Annotated in this window: 17 protein-coding genes and 1 other RNA gene; 9 read left to right on the forward strand and 9 right to left on the reverse strand. The window is 70.8% G+C overall.

Annotation, left to right across the window (positions count from 1 at the left end; genetic code table 11):
* Positions 1 to 59 precede the first annotated feature (59 nt).
* Positions 60 to 1,034, forward strand: a complete 975-nt coding sequence (locus tag HQ306_RS08245; RefSeq protein WP_027505773.1) for a cobalamin biosynthesis protein — start codon at positions 60 to 62, stop codon at positions 1,032 to 1,034.
* On the opposite strand, the gene HQ306_RS08250 is transcribed toward HQ306_RS08245, so the two are convergent.
* Genes HQ306_RS08250 through HQ306_RS08260 form a run of 3 tightly spaced genes read right to left on the reverse strand, consistent with a single transcriptional unit; the run spans position 963 to position 3,059 of the window.
* Positions 963 to 1,877, reverse strand: coding sequence for an SURF1 family protein (locus HQ306_RS08250; protein ID WP_027505774.1), 915 nt, complete (start codon positions 1,875 to 1,877; stop codon positions 963 to 965). The two genes, HQ306_RS08245 and HQ306_RS08250, sit on opposite strands and share 72 nt — an antisense overlap.
* Before the next feature lie 37 nt (positions 1,878 to 1,914).
* Complete coding sequence (locus HQ306_RS08255) at positions 1,915 to 2,373, reverse strand: low molecular weight protein-tyrosine-phosphatase (RefSeq protein WP_027505775.1); 459 nt, start codon at positions 2,371 to 2,373, stop codon at positions 1,915 to 1,917.
* A complete protein-coding gene (locus HQ306_RS08260; RefSeq protein ID WP_222630483.1) occupies positions 2,370 to 3,059 on the reverse strand; it encodes an HAD-IA family hydrolase in 690 nt (229 codons plus the stop codon). The genes HQ306_RS08255 and HQ306_RS08260 overlap by 4 nt, the downstream gene beginning before the upstream one ends.
* A 35-nt stretch (positions 3,060 to 3,094) precedes the next feature.
* On the opposite strand from HQ306_RS08260, the gene cobC reads away from it, so the two are divergent.
* Genes cobC through HQ306_RS08280 form a run of 4 tightly spaced genes read left to right on the forward strand, consistent with a single transcriptional unit; the run spans position 3,095 to position 7,176 of the window.
* Positions 3,095 to 4,156: an Rv2231c family pyridoxal phosphate-dependent protein CobC gene (gene cobC, locus HQ306_RS08265; protein ID WP_222630485.1), complete on the forward strand. Its 1,062-nt coding sequence runs from the start codon at positions 3,095 to 3,097 to the stop codon at positions 4,154 to 4,156.
* Entirely contained in the window at positions 4,156 to 5,316 is a 1,161-nt protein-coding gene (locus HQ306_RS08270; RefSeq protein ID WP_222630493.1) for a Nif3-like dinuclear metal center hexameric protein, read from the forward strand. The genes cobC and HQ306_RS08270 overlap by 1 nt, the downstream gene beginning before the upstream one ends.
* A 13-nt stretch (positions 5,317 to 5,329) precedes the next feature.
* Positions 5,330 to 6,067, forward strand: a complete 738-nt coding sequence (locus HQ306_RS08275) for a zinc ribbon domain-containing protein (RefSeq protein WP_027505779.1) — start codon at positions 5,330 to 5,332, stop codon at positions 6,065 to 6,067.
* The gene (locus HQ306_RS08280; RefSeq protein WP_056445698.1) at positions 6,064 to 7,176 is read left to right on the forward strand and encodes a bifunctional RNase H/acid phosphatase; all 1,113 of its coding nucleotides are present in this window, start codon (positions 6,064 to 6,066) and stop codon (positions 7,174 to 7,176) included. The genes HQ306_RS08275 and HQ306_RS08280 overlap by 4 nt, the downstream gene beginning before the upstream one ends.
* Before the next feature lie 3 nt (positions 7,177 to 7,179).
* Here the strand turns inward: HQ306_RS08280 and HQ306_RS08285 are convergent, their stop codons facing one another.
* Entirely contained in the window at positions 7,180 to 8,445 is a 1,266-nt protein-coding gene (locus tag HQ306_RS08285; protein ID WP_374197712.1) for an SLC13 family permease, read from the reverse strand.
* The gene (locus HQ306_RS08290) at positions 8,445 to 8,972 is read right to left on the reverse strand and encodes a DUF1697 domain-containing protein (protein WP_056445695.1); all 528 of its coding nucleotides are present in this window, start codon (positions 8,970 to 8,972) and stop codon (positions 8,445 to 8,447) included. Before HQ306_RS08290 ends, HQ306_RS08285 begins: the two co-directional genes overlap by 1 nt.
* Before the next feature lie 174 nt (positions 8,973 to 9,146).
* Here HQ306_RS08290 and rnpB point away from each other — a divergent pair.
* From rnpB to HQ306_RS08305, 3 genes are all read left to right on the forward strand, one after another.
* An RNA gene (rnpB, locus tag HQ306_RS08295) (RNase P RNA component class A) lies at positions 9,147 to 9,570 on the forward strand.
* A gap of 470 nt (positions 9,571 to 10,040) precedes the next feature.
* The gene (locus HQ306_RS08300) at positions 10,041 to 10,226 is read left to right on the forward strand and encodes a hypothetical protein (protein WP_037185713.1); all 186 of its coding nucleotides are present in this window, start codon (positions 10,041 to 10,043) and stop codon (positions 10,224 to 10,226) included.
* A 4-nt stretch (positions 10,227 to 10,230) separates the two neighbouring features.
* Positions 10,231 to 11,658 carry an RNB domain-containing ribonuclease gene (locus HQ306_RS08305; protein ID WP_374197728.1) on the forward strand — a complete coding sequence of 476 codons (1,428 nt, stop codon included), beginning with the start codon at positions 10,231 to 10,233 and terminating at the stop codon, positions 11,656 to 11,658.
* 43 nt (positions 11,659 to 11,701) lie between these two features.
* On the opposite strand, the gene HQ306_RS08310 is transcribed toward HQ306_RS08305, so the two are convergent.
* From HQ306_RS08310 to panB, 4 genes are all read right to left on the reverse strand, one after another.
* Entirely contained in the window at positions 11,702 to 13,237 is a 1,536-nt protein-coding gene (locus HQ306_RS08310) for a CYTH and CHAD domain-containing protein (protein ID WP_222630498.1), read from the reverse strand.
* A gap of 39 nt (positions 13,238 to 13,276) precedes the next feature.
* Positions 13,277 to 14,242, reverse strand: a complete 966-nt coding sequence (gene pip, locus HQ306_RS08315; RefSeq protein WP_222630500.1) for a prolyl aminopeptidase — start codon at positions 14,240 to 14,242, stop codon at positions 13,277 to 13,279.
* Positions 14,243 to 14,244: 2 nt separating this feature from the next.
* Entirely contained in the window at positions 14,245 to 14,658 is a 414-nt protein-coding gene (locus tag HQ306_RS08320) for a hypothetical protein (RefSeq protein WP_308115559.1), read from the reverse strand.
* Positions 14,659 to 14,727: 69 nt separating this feature from the next.
* Positions 14,728 to 15,564: a 3-methyl-2-oxobutanoate hydroxymethyltransferase gene (gene panB, locus HQ306_RS08325; protein WP_222630502.1), complete on the reverse strand. Its 837-nt coding sequence runs from the start codon at positions 15,562 to 15,564 to the stop codon at positions 14,728 to 14,730.
* 134 nt (positions 15,565 to 15,698) lie between these two features.
* Here panB and HQ306_RS08330 point away from each other — a divergent pair, with 134 nt between their 5' ends.
* The gene (locus HQ306_RS08330) at positions 15,699 to 17,288 is read left to right on the forward strand and encodes an alpha/beta hydrolase (RefSeq protein WP_308115558.1); all 1,590 of its coding nucleotides are present in this window, start codon (positions 15,699 to 15,701) and stop codon (positions 17,286 to 17,288) included.
* Positions 17,289 to 17,355 lie beyond the last annotated feature (67 nt).

A 17,355-nucleotide genomic window follows, 5' to 3' on the forward strand; every position in this document is an offset into this window, starting at 1 on the left:
AGCCGAATACGTGGACGTCCGACTATCTGACCGTGACGCGGCGGATAGGATCGCAGACGATGATCACCGCACCCGCCGTCGGAATCGTGTCCGGATACCTCGCCGACCTGATGCTGGGGGATCCACGACGCCGTCATCCCGTGGCCGCCTTCGGATCTCTCGCCGCCGCCCTCGAGACGCGGACGTACCGGGACGACCGACTCGCCGGAACCGTCCACACCGCACTGCTCGTCGGTGGAGCCATCGGCGCGACGGCCGCGGCGGATCGACTCGTGCGCGATCACCCGGTTCCGCGTGCGACGCTGACGGCCGCCGCGGTCTGGGCGTGTCTCGGCGGAACGACGCTGGCCCGCACGGGTCTCGCGCTGGCCGACGCCCTGGACGCCAACGATCTTCCGGCCGCGCGGGCGATTCTGCCGTCGCTCTGCGGGCGTGATCCCGCTCTGCTGGACGACGCGGGCGCGGCGCGGGCGGCGCTCGAATCGGTGGCCGAGAACACCTCGGACGCGACGACGGGCGTGCTCTTCTGGGCCGCGGTGGCAGGGGCTCCCGGCGCCGTCGGCTACCGCGCCGTCAACACCCTCGACGCGATGATCGGCTACCACTCGCCGCGCTACGAACGGTTCGGATGGTGTGCCGCCCGGCTCGACGACGTGGTCAACCTGATCCCCGCCCGACTCACCGGACTCCTCACGGCAGCATCGGCGCCGACGGTGGGTGGGACGCCGCGGGACGCCCTGGCCGCGTGGCGCGCGAGCGCGTCCGACCATCCGAGCCCGAATGCCGGAGTGACCGAGTCGACCGCCGCGGGCGCCCTCGGAGTACGGCTCGGCGGCGAGACGGCCTACGCGCACGGTGTCGAACAGCGGCCCGTCCTGGGCCGGGGAAGCGTCCCCACGACGAACGATCTGCGGCGTGCGGTGCGCCTGTCGGCCGCGGTGCAGGCGAGCGCCGCGGCGGTGTCAGCGCTTCTTGCCGTAGCGATCGGTCAGCAGCGTCGTCGACTCGGCCGCGGGCGCCGACTTCCTTCGTAGGCCTCGCCGCGGCTTCAGCAGCGCGTCCAGTCCGTCGTCGTACTCGTCGGGAGCGGCGGTGGGCTCGAGATCGTCGCTCGGTTCGAGATCGTCACTCGACTCGGCGTTGCCACGCCGCCGTTCCTTGATCTCGGCGCGCACGAAGTACGCCAGACCCAGCGGAGCCATGATGCCGAACGCCAGCCACTGCAACCCGTAGGACAGGTAAGGCCCGGCGTCGAGCTGCGGCAGCGCGAGAACACCGAGACCGCCGGGCTGCGCGTCGGCGAGCTGCACGTACCCGTCGACCGGATCGGTGCCGGTCAACTCACCGACCTGGGCGGGCGTGATCGTGTAGACCTGCGGGACCCCGGGACCGGCGACGGCGGGCTTGTCCGGAACCGACGGTTCCGAGACGCGCAGGCGGCCCTCCAGCGTGACGGTGCCGGCCGGCGGGGGATCGAAGGTCGGGACGTCGATACCCGTGGTGGGCAGCACGTAGCCGCGGTTCACCAGGATCGTGGGCCCGGCGTCGGTGACGAACGGGGTGAGGACCTCGAAGGCCGGGGTGTCGTCGACGCTGCGCAGGCGGACCACCACATCGCTGTCGGCGTCGTACGTCCCGGTGACCACGACCCGTCGCCAGTCGTCCTCGGGGGCGACGACCTGCTCGGTCAACAGGTCGGCAGCATCGACCGGTTCCGCGTCGAAGGAGCGGCTGATCTGCTCGTTCCGCGCCGACGTGGTGGTGTTCTTGCCCAGTTGCCAGGGCGCGAGAACGGAGAAGCAGAGGTACGCGAAGAGGATGACGACAGCCGCGAGTGCCAACCACCCGGGACGGAGAAGGAACGACAGTCGGCGCACGACTACACAGCGTAGTCGTCGCGTCGCGACGGGGGTGTCAGTGCTGCGTGAGGGCCTCGAGTAGACCGGGGACGGCCGCCTCGATCTGCTCGCGCACCGTCCGGAAGTCGCCGTCGTCGCCATAGTACGGATCGGCCACCGAGTCGGAATCGGCGTCCGGGTCGAACGAGCGCAGCAGTGCCAGCCGGTCCGCGGGGACGCCGAGGCGACGGAGGTCGCGCTCGTGAGTTCGATCCAGCGCGACGACGAGGTCCGCACCCAGGATCTCGGCATCGACGGTGCGGGCGCGATGGGCCGACGGGTAGCCGTGCGACTCCAGCTCGGCAGCGGCGCGCGGGTCGGCGGCGTCGCCGACGTGCCAGTCGCCCGTGCCGGCGCTGGTGACGCGCACCCGGTCGTCCATCCCGGCATCCGCGAGGGCCTGCGTCACGATCTTCTCGGCCATCGGCGACCGACAGATGTTGCCCGTGCAGACGAAGGTCACGTGCACCGTCATGCCGCGTCCGTCGTGAGCGAGGAGAGCAGCGTGGTGAGTTCCGCCGCCGATCCGACGGACCACGAGGCCGCGTCGTGCTCGGACTCGAATCCGTATCCCCACCGGACCAGGACGACGGGGATGCCCCAGTGCCCGGCGCCGAACACGTCGTGGTCGCGGTCGCCGACCATCACCACCGACGCGGTACCGCCCTCGGCCGTGGACCGAGCCGGGCGCCCCACCTGCTCGAGTGCGCGCGCGACGACGTCCGCCTTGGACCGGCGGCTGCCGTCGTCGCTGGCGCCCGCGATGAAGCGGAAGTAGTCGGCCAGGCCGAAGTGTTCGAGAATGCGCCGTGCGAATCGTTCGTTCTTCGACGTCGCGACCGCCATCGGGACACCGGCGGCCATGAGCGCGTCCAGCACGTCGACGATGCCCTCGTACACCCGGTTCTCGGACCAGCCGCGGCTGTCGTAGTACTCCGTGTAGGCGGCGCGGGCGCGCTCGACCCTGTCCTCGTCGAGACCGAGGGACCGGAACGTGTCGATCATCGGCGGACCGATGACGTGCGCCCGGACGTCGTCGCCGGGCGGCGGGCTCCCCACCGTCGCGAGCGCGTGATCGAAACCGGCGAGGATGCCGGGTGCGGAATCGGTGAGGGTGCCGTCGAGGTCGAAGAGGACGAGGTCGACGGCTGTGGTGGACATGGGGGTCAGTATATGGAGCGCCTACAGTCACCCGAGTGACAGGCGACGCCCGTATCGATCCGCTGCTTCGCCACCACGGCGACGTGGAGGTCGAGGCGGGCATGCTCGACTTCGCGGTGAACGTTCGTGGGTCCCGGCCCCCCGAGTGGTTGCGGCGCAAACTGATCGAGGCCGTCGACCGACTCGCGGCGTATCCGTCCGAGGCCGAGGACCGGCGGGTTCGCGACCGAGTGGCGTTGCGCCACGGTCGATCTCCGGACGAGGTGCTGTTGCTCGCCGGAGCGGCCGAAGGATTCGCGATGCTGCCCCGGCTGCGCCCGCGCCTAGCCGCGGTCGTCCACCCGTCCTTCACCGAGCCGGAGTTCGCCCTGCGCAGTGCCGACGTCCCGGTGCATCGGGTCGTCCTGCCCGCGCCGTACCGGCTCGTCGACGCCGCCGTTCCGCACGACGCCGACCTGGTGGTGCTGGGCAATCCCACCAACCCGACGTCCATCGGCCATCCCCGCGCGGACGTGCTCGCACTCCGGGCGGAGGGACGCGTGCTCGTCGTGGACGAGGCATTCGCCGACACCGTGCCCGGCGAGCCCGAGTCCCTGGCGTCGCAGTCTCGTCCCGACGTGGTGGTGCTGCGCAGCCTCACCAAGTCGTTCGCCCTCGCGGGGCTGCGGTGCGGGTACGCGCTCGGAGCGCCGGACGTCCTCGCCACACTGAACCGGGGCCGACCCCACTGGCCGCTGGGCACCCTGCAGCTGGCCGCGATCGAGGCGTGCTGCGAACCCGACGCCGTCGCGTCCGTGGACGCCGACGCGCTCGTGCTCGCCCGCGAGCGGCAGTACCTCGTCGAACGGCTCCGCGTACTCGGGGTGGAGGTGACGGCACCGGCGACGGCGTCGTTCGTGCTCGTCCGCGCGGAGAACGGCGCAGCGATCCGGGCCGCGTTGCGGGACCGCGGCGTCGCGGTCCGCCGAGGCGACACCTTTCCCGGCCTCGGCCCGGATCACCTGCGGATCGCGGTGCGGGGCGCGGACTCCGTCGACCGACTCGCCGACGCGTGGGGTGACGTGGTGCGCGAGATGGGCACACCTAGGGTCGAGTGATGGCATCGACGGGAACCGCAGCGCCCACCCTGGCCGAGATCATCGACGTGCTCGACGCGGCGTACCCGCCCCGGCTCGCCGAGAGCTGGGACTCGGTCGGTCTGGTGTGCGGCGATCCCGCGAACTCCGTGACCACCGTGATGTTCGCCGTCGACGCCACGGCCGCCGTCGTGGACGAGGCGATCACCGCCGGTGCCGATCTGCTCGTGGTGCACCACCCACTGCTGCTGCGCGGTGTGGACACGGTCGGTGCCCACACGCCCAAGGGCGCGTTGGTCCATCGCCTGATCACGGCGGGGTGCGCTCTGTTCACCGCCCACACCAACGCGGACTCGGCGCAGCCCGGAGTGTCCGATGCGCTGGCGACACTGCTGGGCCTCACCGATCTGCGCCCCCTCGACGAGAAGTCGGACGGGGGCCTCGACAAGTGGGGTGTGTACGTCCCGGTGGCCGACGCCCCCGCCGTGCGGCAGGCCATGTTCGACGCGGGCGGCGGGTCGATCGGCGACTACCGCGAGTGCAGCTGGAGCGTCGTGGGCGACGGCCAGTTCCGTCCCGTCGACGACGCGCGGCCGGCGATCGGCACCGTCGGCGCCGTCGAGTCGGTCGAGGAACGGCGCGTCGAGATGGTCGCTCCGCGCTCTGCACGCGCGGCCGTTCTCACCGCGCTGCGCTCGGCGCACCCCTACGAGGAAGTGGCGTTCGACGTCGTCGAGACGGCCGGGTTGCCGACCGACTGCGGGCTGGGCCGGATCGGGACGCTGGCCGAGCCGATGTCGTTGCGCGCCTTCGCCGAACGCGTCGGCAGCCGGCTCCCGTCCACTGCCTGGGGAGTGCGTGCCGCCGGCGACCCGGACGCGACGATCCGGAGGGTGGCCGTGTGCGGTGGATCCGGGGACTCGATGCTCGGCGCCGTCACGGCAGCGGGTGTCGATGCCTACGTGACCTCCGACCTGCGACACCACGTGGCGGACGAACACCTGCGGGCCGGCGGACCCGCGCTGATCGACGTCGCGCACTGGGCGGGGGAGTTCCCGTGGTGCGCCCAGGCGCGCGACCTGCTGGACAGCGCGTTCGGTGATCGCGACGGCTGGACCACCCGGACACTGACGATCAGAACGGATCCGTGGAGCATCGGCGTCCGTCCCCCGCAGGACTAGTACCGTGACACGCGTGAACGTCGACCCGAAGATCCAGCTCTCCCTCCTCGACCTGGCCGCCATGGACACCGAACTGGCCCAGCTCGCACACCGTCGACGCACTCTTCCCGAGCAGGTCGAGCTCGACGCACTCGAACGCGAGCGGATCGACCGCAAGGACGCCGCCGTGGGCGTGCAGATCTCGCTCGACGATCTGGACCGCGACATTCGCAAGCTCGAGGGTGAGGTCGACGCCGTGCGCCGCCGCGAGGAGAAGGACCGCGCTGCGCTGGCCTCCGGGGCGGCTCCTGCGAAGCAGCTCAGCGAACTCCAGCACGAGCTGGGCAGCCTCGAGCGCCGCCGCGGCATCCTCGAGGACGAGTTGCTCGAGGTCATGGAGCAGCGCGAGGCGTCGCAGAGCGACTACGAGCACGCCGGTGCCAATCTGACACAGGTCGAGGACACGATCGTCGACGCCACCCGTCGACGCGACGACGCGCTCGCCGACGTCGAGAACGCCGAGCGCACTCGGTCGGCGCAGCGCGAGGAGCTCGCCGCGCAGCTGCCCGCCGAGGTGTCCGCGATGTACGAGAAGCAGCGTGAGAGGTCGGGCATCGGTGCCGCCCTGCTGCGTGGTCGGCGCTGCGGTGCGTGCCGGATCGAGCTGGATCGCGGCGAGATCGCGCGCATCGCCGGCACCGCGCCCGACGTGGTCGTGCGGTGCTCGGAGTGCAACGCGATCCTGGTGCGCACCAACGAGTCCGGTCTGTGAGTCCCCATCCCGACTCCGTCCTGGTGGAGGCCGACGGGGGATCGCGAGGCAACCCCGGGCCCGCCGGATACGGCGCCGTCGTGTGGGACGCGGCGCGAGCCACGGTGTTGGCCGAGCGCCGCGAACACCTGGGAGTGGTGACGAACAACGTCGCCGAGTACCGCGGACTGATCGCCGGTCTCGAGGCGGCCCGCGAACTCGGGGCCTCGCGCGTCTCGGTGCGGATGGACTCCAAGCTGGTGGTCGAGCAGATGTCCGGCCGCTGGAAGGTCAAGCACCCGGACATGATTCCGCTGCGCGCGCGAGCAGCCGCTGTCGCGGACACGTTCGACGACGTGCAGTACGCGTGGATCCCGCGTGCCGAGAACTCGCATGCCGACCGGCTGGCCAACCAGGCGATGGACGGTGAGGACGCGCTGCTCACCGGTGCGGCCGAGGTCGCGAGCGCACCGACGCCGGTGTCGGAACGGCCTGCCTGGCAGTCCGTCTCGGGTGCCGCGACCCGCACGATCCTGCTGCGGCACGGCCAGACCGCCCTGTCGGTGGATCGTCGGTACTCCGGCCGAGGCAACCCGGAGCTCACCGAGCTCGGGCGAGCGCAGGCGGCCGCTGCGGCGCAGCGTGTCGCACTGCTGGGTGGCGTCGACGTCGTCCTGAGCTCACCGCTGGGCCGGGCGTTCGACACCGCGTCGGCCGTCTCCCGCGCGATCGACGTCCCCGTCACCGTCGTCGAGGATTTGACGGAGACGGACTTCGGCGAGTGGGAGGGCCTCACCTTCCTCGAGGCCACCGAGCGCGATCCCGAGCTGCATCGGCGGTGGATGGGCGACACGTCCGTCGCGCCGCCCGGCGGCGAGAGCTTCGACGCCGTTCTCGAACGGGTGCGCCGGGTCCGCGAGCACATCGCGACCGAGTACGCGGGGAAGACCGTCGTCGTGGTCTCGCACGTGACGCCCATCAAGACGCTCCTGCAGCTCGGCCTGGACGTCGGCCCCTCGATCCTCTACCGGATGCACCTCGACCTGGCGTCCATCAGCATCGTCGACTGGTTCGACGACGACGCGGCCTCCGTACGCCTGGTGAACGACACGTCCTTCCTCTGGGCCTGACCACTACACCTGCAGGGCGAGCCACAGGGCGACGGTCGCCGCGACCACGGTGATCGGTGTGGTCGCCAGACCCACCACGGTGAACGTGCGCAGGCTCGGCGGCTCGCCCTCCGCGCGAGCCACGCGGCGCCACAACATGATCGCGAGCGACCCGACGTAGGTGAGGTTGGGCCCGAGGTTGACGCCGATCAGCATGGCGAGCAGCGCGCCCACCGGTGCAGCGCCTGTCGTCGACGTCAGTGCGGCGAGCAGCAGCAGCGTCGCGGGCAGGTTGTTGAGCACGTTGGAGGCGACCGCGGCCACCGCGGCGACGGTCAGGAGCGCGAACAGCGTGGACGACGTCGGCAGGATCTCGGTGACGGCCTCGCCGACCGGACCCCCGGCGAGTCCCGCGACCACCACCCCGAGCGCGAAGACGAACACGCAGAACCACAGATCGAGTGCACGCACGATCGCGACGGGAGTCGTCTCGGACCGGCGCAGCGCAGGAACGGCCAGCACGATCGCGGCCGCCGCGGCCACCCACACCGGTTCGAGGCCGAGCGACCCACTGATCGCGAAACCCACCAGGGCGCAGCCGATCACGACGAGGGCGAGCGTCGGCGCCGCCACGGACGGACCGTCGTCGTCCGGCGGGTTCTCCACCTCGCGCAGGTCGCCGCGGAACAACCAACGGAACGCGGCGTACTCGAGTGCGATCGCGACGAGCCACGGCGCTGCCATCAGCGCGGTGAAGTGCAGGAACGACAGACCGGTGGCCGAGAACACCAGCAGGTTGGTCAGATTCGAGACCGGCAGCAGCGTGGAGGCCGAGTTCGACAGGTGTGCCACCGCATACGACGCCGGCCGTGGCGACATCTCGGCGCGGCGGGCGGCGGCGATGACGACCGGGGTGAGCAGGACGACCGTCGCGTCGAGACTGAGCACTGCCGTGGTGAGGGACGCGGTGACGAACACGAGCATCAGGAGCCGCGTGGGGGAGGATCGCGACCGGGCGTGCAGGACGGACGCGATCCACGTGAACACACCGTGCGCGTCGGCGAGGTGAGCGAGAGCCAGGATGGCCGCGAGGAACGCCACCGTGGGGGCGAGCTCCGCCGTCTCCTCGAGTGCGTCGCTCGTCGACACGACTCCGAGCAGGATCGCCAGTGCCGCGGCCGGAACGGCGATGGTGGCCTCGGGGAGTCCGCGAGGGCGAGCGATGGCGAAGACCAGGACGGCAGCCACCAGCAGCGCGGCCACGACGGTCCGCGCGGTGGAATCGGTGATCACGCGAGGATCTTGCGCAGCGTGCGGAGGTTTCGCGTGGTCGTCGTCGACTTGTAGGACGCGCGCGCACTGGCCTTGCCGACGACGCTGGACAGGGTGTCACCGCGCACGACCTCCCAGAACAGGACGTGATGGGGCCCGAGTGTCGACCTCTCGACGGCAGGGTCGGCCGTCTCGCCGATCGCCGCGAGATCGGTGGTGGACACACCGTCCGTCGAGAAGATCACGTACGGGTGGCGTACCGCCTCGTCGGTCTCCCACGGGAAGGCGGCGACGATCTCGGCGAGCTGCTCCACGGTCACGACCACCACCCACGCCTCGTAGCCGAAGGCCTGCCGCAGGACGCCCTCCACGTCGGAGCGCACCACGGCCGGGTCCTGCGTCGTCGCGGTGAGCACCACGTTGCCCGACGCGAGAACGGTGCGCACCGCGGTGTATCCGGCGTCCTCCAGCGACGACCGCAGGGCCGCCATGGAGATACGGATGCCGCCGACGTTGATGCCGCGCAGGAGGACGACGAAGGTCATGCGCGTGACTCTAGATCCCCGGTCCGACCGTCCGTCCGCTCGGCACACCCACCCCCCGCGAGTACGTCCGAACTGTCGTGATCGGGGCTCGCCCAGCGACGGTTCGGACGTACTCGCGGGGGTCGGAGCGGGGGTGGGACGGGGGTGGCGGAGCGGCTACCATGACGGGGCGGACGAGTTGGCCGGGCGGCCGCGGCACGGAGAACTGACGACCGGCGTCGTCAAGCTTCGAGCCGAGGAAAGTCCGGACTCCACAGAGCAGGGCGGTTGCCAACAGCAACCCGAGGCGACTCGCGGGACAGTGCCACAGAGAAGAGACCGCCGACCGGTCCTCGGATCGGTCGGTCAGGGTGAAACGGTGCGGTAAGAGCGCACCAGCACCCCGGGTGACCGGGGTGGCTCGGTAAACCCCGCCCGGAGCAAGATCGAAGGTCGCACCGCCGTTCGCGGTGGTGCGTCTGCGCAGGTGTTCGAGGGCTGCTCGCCCGAGCCTGCGGGTTGATCGCTCGAGGTACCCGGCGACGGTGTGCCCAGATGGATGGTCGCCACCCGGGATTCGTCCCGGGGACAGGATCCGGCTTACACGCCGACTCGTCCGCGCACACGACCAGCACGGACCGCTGCGGTGGAGGGCGGACTAGAACATATGTTCGATGTCCTCTACAGTGAGTCTCGGCGGGCCGGCGGTAGGAAACTACGGGAAGCGTCGGCCCGCCGCCACGTATCGAGTCCTCCTGAACGACGAAAGGCCCCGTCCTCGATGAGGGCGGAGCCGTTCGTGAGCAGAGTGGATCAGATGGGGTCGACCACCAGCAGGGTGGCCCAGTACGTCGCGGCGTCATGGCCCATCAGCGGCAACAGTTGATCGAAGAGAAGGGTCGACATGTCGTACTCCTATCGGGTGCGTGGTCCGGCTCCGGTCCGGCGTGTGTACCCGGACATGCGAGAAGTGTAACGCGGCCGCTGGTCCCGCGGTGTGTGCGGTCAGCGCGTCGCCGACCGTGAATCGCGGGGCCGCAGAACGCGAAGTCTGTTCCGTCGGGGCAGATCTGGGGCACACTGTCGATCATGAGTGACGACGACGATCAGTGGTACTTCCGTATCAGCGACAAGGCTGTCGTGCAGGGCAAGGAGGCCGGTGCGATGGACCGCATGGGCCCCTACCCCGACAGGGCCACCGCCGAGCGCGCCCTCGAGATCGCCGCGGAGCGTAACAAGGCCGCGGACGACGCCGACGACACCTGGTCTTCGTGACCGCATCGGCGCGCTCGTGACCGCGTCGGTATCGAGGCGGGCCGTTGCGCCTCGGGTCGACGGTGTCGACTTCTCGGCTGTGCGCGCCGAGTTCGACCTGCCGACCGGGTACCCGCCCGACGCGGTCCCGGTGGCGGACTCTCGTCCGACGCGGCGCGACGCGACCGACCTGGAGTTCGTGACCATCGACCCGCCCGGGTCGATGGATCTGGACCAGGCTCTCGTCGTCCACCGCACCGACGCGGGTTTCCGCCTGTACTACGCCATCGCCGACGTCGGTGCGGTCGTCGCGCCGGGAAGCGTGCTGGACGAGGAGGTGCGCCGCCGTGGACAGACGCTCTACCTCCCGGACGACAGCGTGCCGCTGCACCCTCGGCAGATGTCCGAGGACGCGTCGTCCCTCCTGCCGGACCGGGTACGGCCGGCCGCGCTGTGGACCATCGACACCGACCCCGCGGGGACGGCGACGTCCTGGCACGTCGAGCCGGCGACGGTGCGCTCACGGCAACGGTTCACCTACGCCGAGGTGCAGTCGGCTGTCGACTCCGGCACCGTGCATCCGTCGCTGACGGCGCTGCAGGATCTCGGTCGGGCGCGGCGGGCCCTCGCGGTCGCGCGCGGCGCCATCGAGCTCGCGCTTCCCGAACAGGAGGTCGTCGCCGACGGTTCCGACCGCGGCGGATGGCGCCTCGAGATCGCGCCGCGCACCGAGGCCGACGCGTGGAACGCCGAGATGTCCCTGCTCACCGGAATGTGCGCCGCCGCGATCATGCTCGAGGCGAAGGTCGGCATCCTGCGCACTCTCCCGCCGCCGGGCGCGTCGGACGTCGAGGCACTGCGGGCGGTGGTGCGGGCACTGGGCCTGCAGTGGCCGACCGGTGCCTCGCCCGGCCAGGTTCTCGCCGGCCTGGACCCGGCGGCTCCCACGACTCTCGCCGTGATGACCGAGGCGACCACGCTGTTGCGCGGTGCCGCGTACGTCGCCTTCGACGGTGAGACACCCGAGGAGCCGGACCATTCCGGGATCGGTGGCCCGTACGCCCACGTCACCGCGCCGTTACGTCGGCGCGTCGACAGGTACGCCACCGAGGTGTGTCTCGCTCACTGTGCCGGAACCGCTGTCCCCGACTGGGTGCTCGCCGAGTTCGCAGAGCTGCCCGACGCGATGCGGCGCAGCGATTCGCTGGCGTCGAAGGTGGACCGTGCGTGTATCGACCTCGTCGAGGCCAGGGTGCTGGCGGACCGCGTCGGCGACACCGTCTCGGCCGTCGTGCTGCGCGGACGAACCGACAAGCGGCCCGCCGAGGTCTTCGTTCCCGAGTACACCGTCGTCGGCCGGTGTTCGGGAGACCCGGCCGAGGGCACGACCGTCACCGTGCGGGTGGGGCCGGTGGACGTCGCGACCCGGCGAGTGGAGTTCTCGGTCGGGTAGGCCGGAGGCCGGTCGTCGGTGGTCGGGTAGGCCGCTCAGGTTGTCAGCCGAGGGAGGCTGCGCGGCGCCGCAGCTTCGTCCACGCGCGGGGGAGCGGCTCCAGCGCGTCCGCGCTGTCGTGTCCCTCGTTCGCGTACAGGACACCGAAGGTGAAGGTGTCCTCGCCTCGCTCGGCCGCGGAGGCGGCTTCGGTCAGGATCGTGGCGCGCGACACCGCACTGTCCTGGACGTCGCCGAGGACGGACTGCACCTTCTTCGCTGCCTTCGCGACGTCGGCGGCCGTCGTGCGTACTGCTCCGTCCGAGAGTGCGCCCGCCGCTGCCTCGGCCGCGTAGCGCAGCTTCTTGGCGTTCTTGCGCACGTCGTGCAGAGCCTCGGCACGCTCGTCGCCGGTGAGCGCGGCCGCGTGAGCCTCGGCTCGGGCGATCGTGCGGTACTGGCCGCGGAGCACCTTCCGGAAGACCTTGTCCGCGCGGCCGTCCGACGGACCGACGGTGGGTGCTGCCAGGAGTGCATCGAGCGCGTCGAGCAGGGCGAAGTAGCGCTCGCCGCTCAACTCCCGCACGATCTCCTCGTGCGCGAGCGTGTACAGCCGTCGCTGGGTGCCGACGAGGGTCTCGACCACGGGACCGCGCACAGCGTCGGACGGCAGCGCCGAGAGCGACGCGTCGTAGCGGGCCGCCAGCACCTCTGCGTCGCGAGCGGTGCCGAGAATGTCGGCGAGCCAGGACAGTTCGCCGCGGACCGTGTCGACGGACGGTCGGTCGAGCAGGTCACGGTAGGACCGCAGCACGCTGCGCAGTCGCCGCGTGGCGACGCGCATGGCGTGCACCGCGTCGTCGTCGTTCTCCCGCACGCGCGGATCCGCCGCGAGGAGAGCGGACACGTCGGTGGCCAGGGCGGCGAGCAGCGCGGACCCGGCGGTGCCGTCGGGCGTGGCATCGCCGGTCCGGAGATCTGCCAGGCGGGATCCGAGCGCCCGTGCGAGCTTCGAGGGTGAGGAACCGGGGTCGGCGCCGTGGGAGAGCAGGTAGGTGCTCACCTTCTCCAGGGTTCGGCGGTCACCGTCGAGCAACTCCACCTCCCATTCACGCCACCGAACGGTGGTGTCGTCCAACAGGTTCCGGGCGGTGACGGTGTCGTCGCACAGCTCCGCGGCGGTCTGGTGCCGCTTCGTGGCCACGACGGTGACAATGCGGCGGGTCTCGATGCTCGCGACGGGCACGAGCGGTTTGCCTCGCACGTGCGCCGTCACACGATCGGCGACCTCGGCAGGCACGCGAGCGGTGTTGCCGCCCGCGGACAGCGGGCTCCGCAGCTCGAGACGCTCGTCGGACGAGACGGGCATCTTGATGTGCCAGCCCGCGTCGGAGCTTCCGGTCCGTCGACGCACCGTGATGCGTCGACGCGCCAGATCGAGATCCGGGGTGTCGAAGTACGTGGAGACCGGGTGTGTCAGCTCCGGCGCGGACGCGGACACGATCGACTTCGCCCCCGTGAGCTCGGGAACCGGCGTGTCCATGCCGACGTCGAACTTGGCCTCGATCTCCGTGTGCGCATCCGCACCACCTGAACTCATGGTGACATCTTTACCACCTGCAGGTGAACGGCCGGTTCGTCAGCGGCGGAAGGAGTCCGTCGCCTCGACGAGGTGATGGATGATTCCCGGTTCCGCGGCGGAGTGCCCGGCGTCGTCGACGATGTGGAGTGTCGACGACGGCCAGGATCGATGCAGATCCCAGGCGCTCGTGGCCGGGCACACCACGTCGTAACGGCCCTGCACGATGACACCGGGGATGTGGGCGATGGAGTCCATGTTCGCCAGCAACTGATTCTGTTCCAGGAACCCCTGGTGCACGAAGTAGTGATTCTCGATGCGCGAGAACGCGAGTGCGAACCGTGCCTCGGAGTTCTGCTCCACGCGTTCCGGTTTCGGGAGCAGGGTGCTGGTGGCGCCCTCCCACGTGGACCAGGCGACCGCCGCGTTCAGCGCGGTCTCCGGGTCGGACGAGTGAAGGAGTCGGTGGTAGATCTCCACGGGGTCGCCGTCGCGCTCCGCCGCCGGGATCGGGGCGAGAAACCTCTCCCACAGTTCGGGGAAGAGGTGTCCCGCTCCGCCGCGGTAGTACCAGTCGATCTCCGACTCACGCAGCAGGAAGATGCCGCGCAGCACCAGTGACGTGACGCGGTGCGGGTGCGCCTGGGCGTACGCGAGCGACAACGTCGATCCCCACGACCCGCCGAACACCGACCACGTGTCGATGCCGAGATGCTCACGTAGGACCTCCATGTCGGCGATGGAGTGTCCGGTGGTGTTGACGGAGAGATCGGCGCCGTCGGCGACGTGCGGCGTGGACCGACCGCACCCGCGCTGGTCGAACAGCACGATCCGGTAGGCCTCGGGATCGAAGTAGCGACGCTGATCGGGACCCGTGCCGCCGCCCGGTCCGCCGTGCACGAACACCACCGGAGCGCCGTCGGGGTTGCCACTGACCTCGAAGTGGAGGTGCTGCCCGTCGCCGACGTCGAGCATCCCCGAGTCGTGCGGGTCGAGTTCGGGGTAGAGGGACCGGAGCGCCGTCATCGTCACAGCCCCACGAGGCCCGACGCGAGATCGGGAATCTCGAGGATGTCGACGACCTGGCTCCGGACGTCGGAGCACGCGTCGGTCGCGGCCGTGTCGACGATCCCGCGGTTCTGGATCACCGCGGCGTTCAGTCCATAGCGTGCCGCCCACGTCTGCACCAGGATGTTCAGGCCGCCGCGGCCCACGGTCGGGCCCTGCACGCGCCAGTTCGACAGCTGTGCCTCGAGGTCGGTGCACAGCGACTGAGCCTGATCCTCGGACACCGTCGGGGTGGCCGCAGCCGCCGACGTGGTCGTCGTGGGAGCGGCCGTCGTCGACGCAGTGGTGGTGTCCGTCCCGCCTGCGCACGACGTCAGGGTCACGGTCGCTGCTGCCAGAACACCCGCCGCGGCGAGTCCATGTCGCATCATCATGGCCCCGAGTGTGCCACCCGGGTGCTTCCCCGACCGGCTCGCCCGCGTCGCTCGCCAGGGGTCGCAGTCCTAGAAGCTGTGCTCCTGCGCGGGGAAGGCCCCCGACCGCACCTCGGCGGCGTAGGTCGACGCCGCGGCGCGCAGCTGGTCGCCGACGTCGCCGAAACGCTTGACGAACTTGGCGGTGCGACCGCTGGTGAAGCCGGCCATGTCCTGCCAGACGAGAACCTGGGCGTCGCACTCCGGACCGGCACCGATGCCGACGGTGGGGATCGTCAGCTTGCGCGTCACCTGGCCGGCGAGATCGGCGGGCACCATCTCCATGACGACGGCGAAGGCGCCGGCCTCCTGGACGGCGATGGCGTCGGCCACGAGCTGCTCGGACGCGTCGCCGCGGCCCTGCACGCGAAAACCACCGAGTCCGTTGACGCTCTGCGGGGTGAAGCCGATGTGCGCCATCACGGGGATACCGGCGGCGGTGATGGCGGCGATCTGCGGGGCGACACGCTCGCCGCCCTCGAGCTTGACCGCGTTGGCCTGGCCCTCGCGCATGAAGCGGACAGCGGTCTCGACGGCCTGCTGCGGAGAGATCTCGTAGGTGCCGAACGGCAGGTCGGCGACCACGAGTGCGTTGGGGGCACCACGGACCACGCCGCGGACCAGGGGGATGAGCTCCACGATGTCGATGTGCACCGTGGTGTCGTAGCCGTAGACGACGTTGGCGGCCGAGTCGCCCACGAGCAGGACGGGGATGCCGGCCTCCTCGAAGATGCGCGCGCTCGAGTAGTCGTAGGCGGTGAGCATGCTCCAGCGGTCGCCGGAGGCCTTCATCGCCTGCAGGTGGTGGGTGCGGGTCTTGCGGCCCGTGGGTGCGGATCCGTACAGCGGGGTCTCAGCAGCAGACATCGAGCGTCCCTTTCGTCCTCGAGGCCCGCTCGGCGGGTCCCCGGGTAGAGGTGATGACGCGTTCAGTCTGCCACCGCCGGGTTCCGCGGCACGAGTGCGCTTGGTCACACACCACGCCGTGCCACCATCGAGAGGTGTCCTCCCGTCGCGTGTCCGTCCGTCTCGCCGTCTCCCTCTCGGTTCTCGCAGTGCTGGCCGCGGCGTGCGGCTCCGATGTCGGCGGCACTCCCACCGACGACGAGGGTGGGTCCGTGCCCGTCACGACGACGGAGACGCGTGCCGATCAACCGTCGACGCTGGACGCCTTTCGGGCGCAGCGTGTCACGTGGGGATCGTGCGAGGGATTCGTGACCGACGGGTCCGAGCTGGACCCGAGCCTGCAGTGCGGCCGGGTGACCGTGCCGATCGACTACGACGATCCCGCCGGGCCCACCGCCTCGCTGGCGCTGTCCCGGTCGGCGGCGACGGGGGAGAAGGTGGGCTCGATGCTCGTCAATCCGGGCGGACCCGGCGCATCGGGCCTCTCCACCGCGACCGTGGCGCGGGGTACCGCCGTCGAATCGTCCTTCGACGTCATCGGATTCGACCCTCGGGGCATCGGTGCGTCGGTGCCGGCGGTGCGCTGCGACACTCCGCGGGAGTTCGACGCCGAGCGTGCGGACAACGACGTGGACACCTCGCCCGCCGGCATCGCCGAGACCGAGAAGGAGAATCAGGACTACGCCGCGCGGTGCGCCGAGCGCAACGATCCGGTGTTGCTCGAACACCTCACGTCGGCCGACGTCGCGCGGGACATGGACGTCGTCCGGTCGGTGCTCGGCGACGATCAGCTGACGTATCTCGGATTTTCATACGGGACGCGGCTGGGCTACACCTACGCCGAACTCTTCCCCGAGAACGTGCGCGCGATGGTGCTCGACGGCGCTCTCGACCCCGCTGCGAACGCGGCCGACGAGGTGGTCGCCCAGGGCGCAGGCTTCCAGTCGGTGTTCGACGCCTTCGCGGCCGACTGCGCGGGACGGTCCGACTGTCCACTCGGTACCGACCCGGCGGGAGCCGTGGGTTCCTTCCGGGCCCTGGTCGATCCGTTGGTGGACCGGCCCGCGAGCACCGAGCTCACCGGGCCGGAGGGTGCCCGCTCGCTGAGCTACGACGACGCCGTGGCCGGCGTGCAGCAGGCGCTCTACAGCACCGAACTGTGGGCACCGTTGCGGCGCGGTCTGACTCAGCTGGAGAACGGCCAGGGCGACATCCTGCTCTCGCTCGCCGATCTCTACAACGGGCGCCTGAGTGACGGCACGTACAGCAACATCAACGACGCGTTCACGGCCGTGCGCTGCGTCGACGATCCGCGGGTGACCGACCGGGCGGAGGAGGGCGCGCTCGACGCCCGGTTCCGCGCCGCCGCGCCGTTCCTCGACGACGGCCGGGGCAACGGCACCGCGCCGCTCGAGCCGTGCGCCTTCTGGCCGGTCCCCTCGGCGGCCGACCCGGGGCCGGTCTCGATACCGGGACTCGCACCGACCGTGGTGGTCTCGACCACCGACGATCCCGCCACCCCGTACGAGGCCGGCGTCGCCCTGGCCGCGCAGCTGGGCTCGTCGCTGGTCACCTACGAGGGGAATCAGCACACCGCCTCGTTCGCCGGGATCGCCTGCATCGACGACGCCGTGTCCGCGTACCTCGTCGACCTGACGCCTCCACCAGCAGGTCTGCGCTGCTGAGTCGTGACCTCACAGTCGTCGCCACCGCGCTGTGAGGTCCAGAAAGTGCGACCGGTTTCACGATGTA

The sequence above is a fragment of the Rhodococcus sp. BP-160 genome, from assembly GCF_019836205.1.
Lineage (GTDB): Bacteria > Actinomycetota > Actinomycetes > Mycobacteriales > Mycobacteriaceae > Rhodococcoides.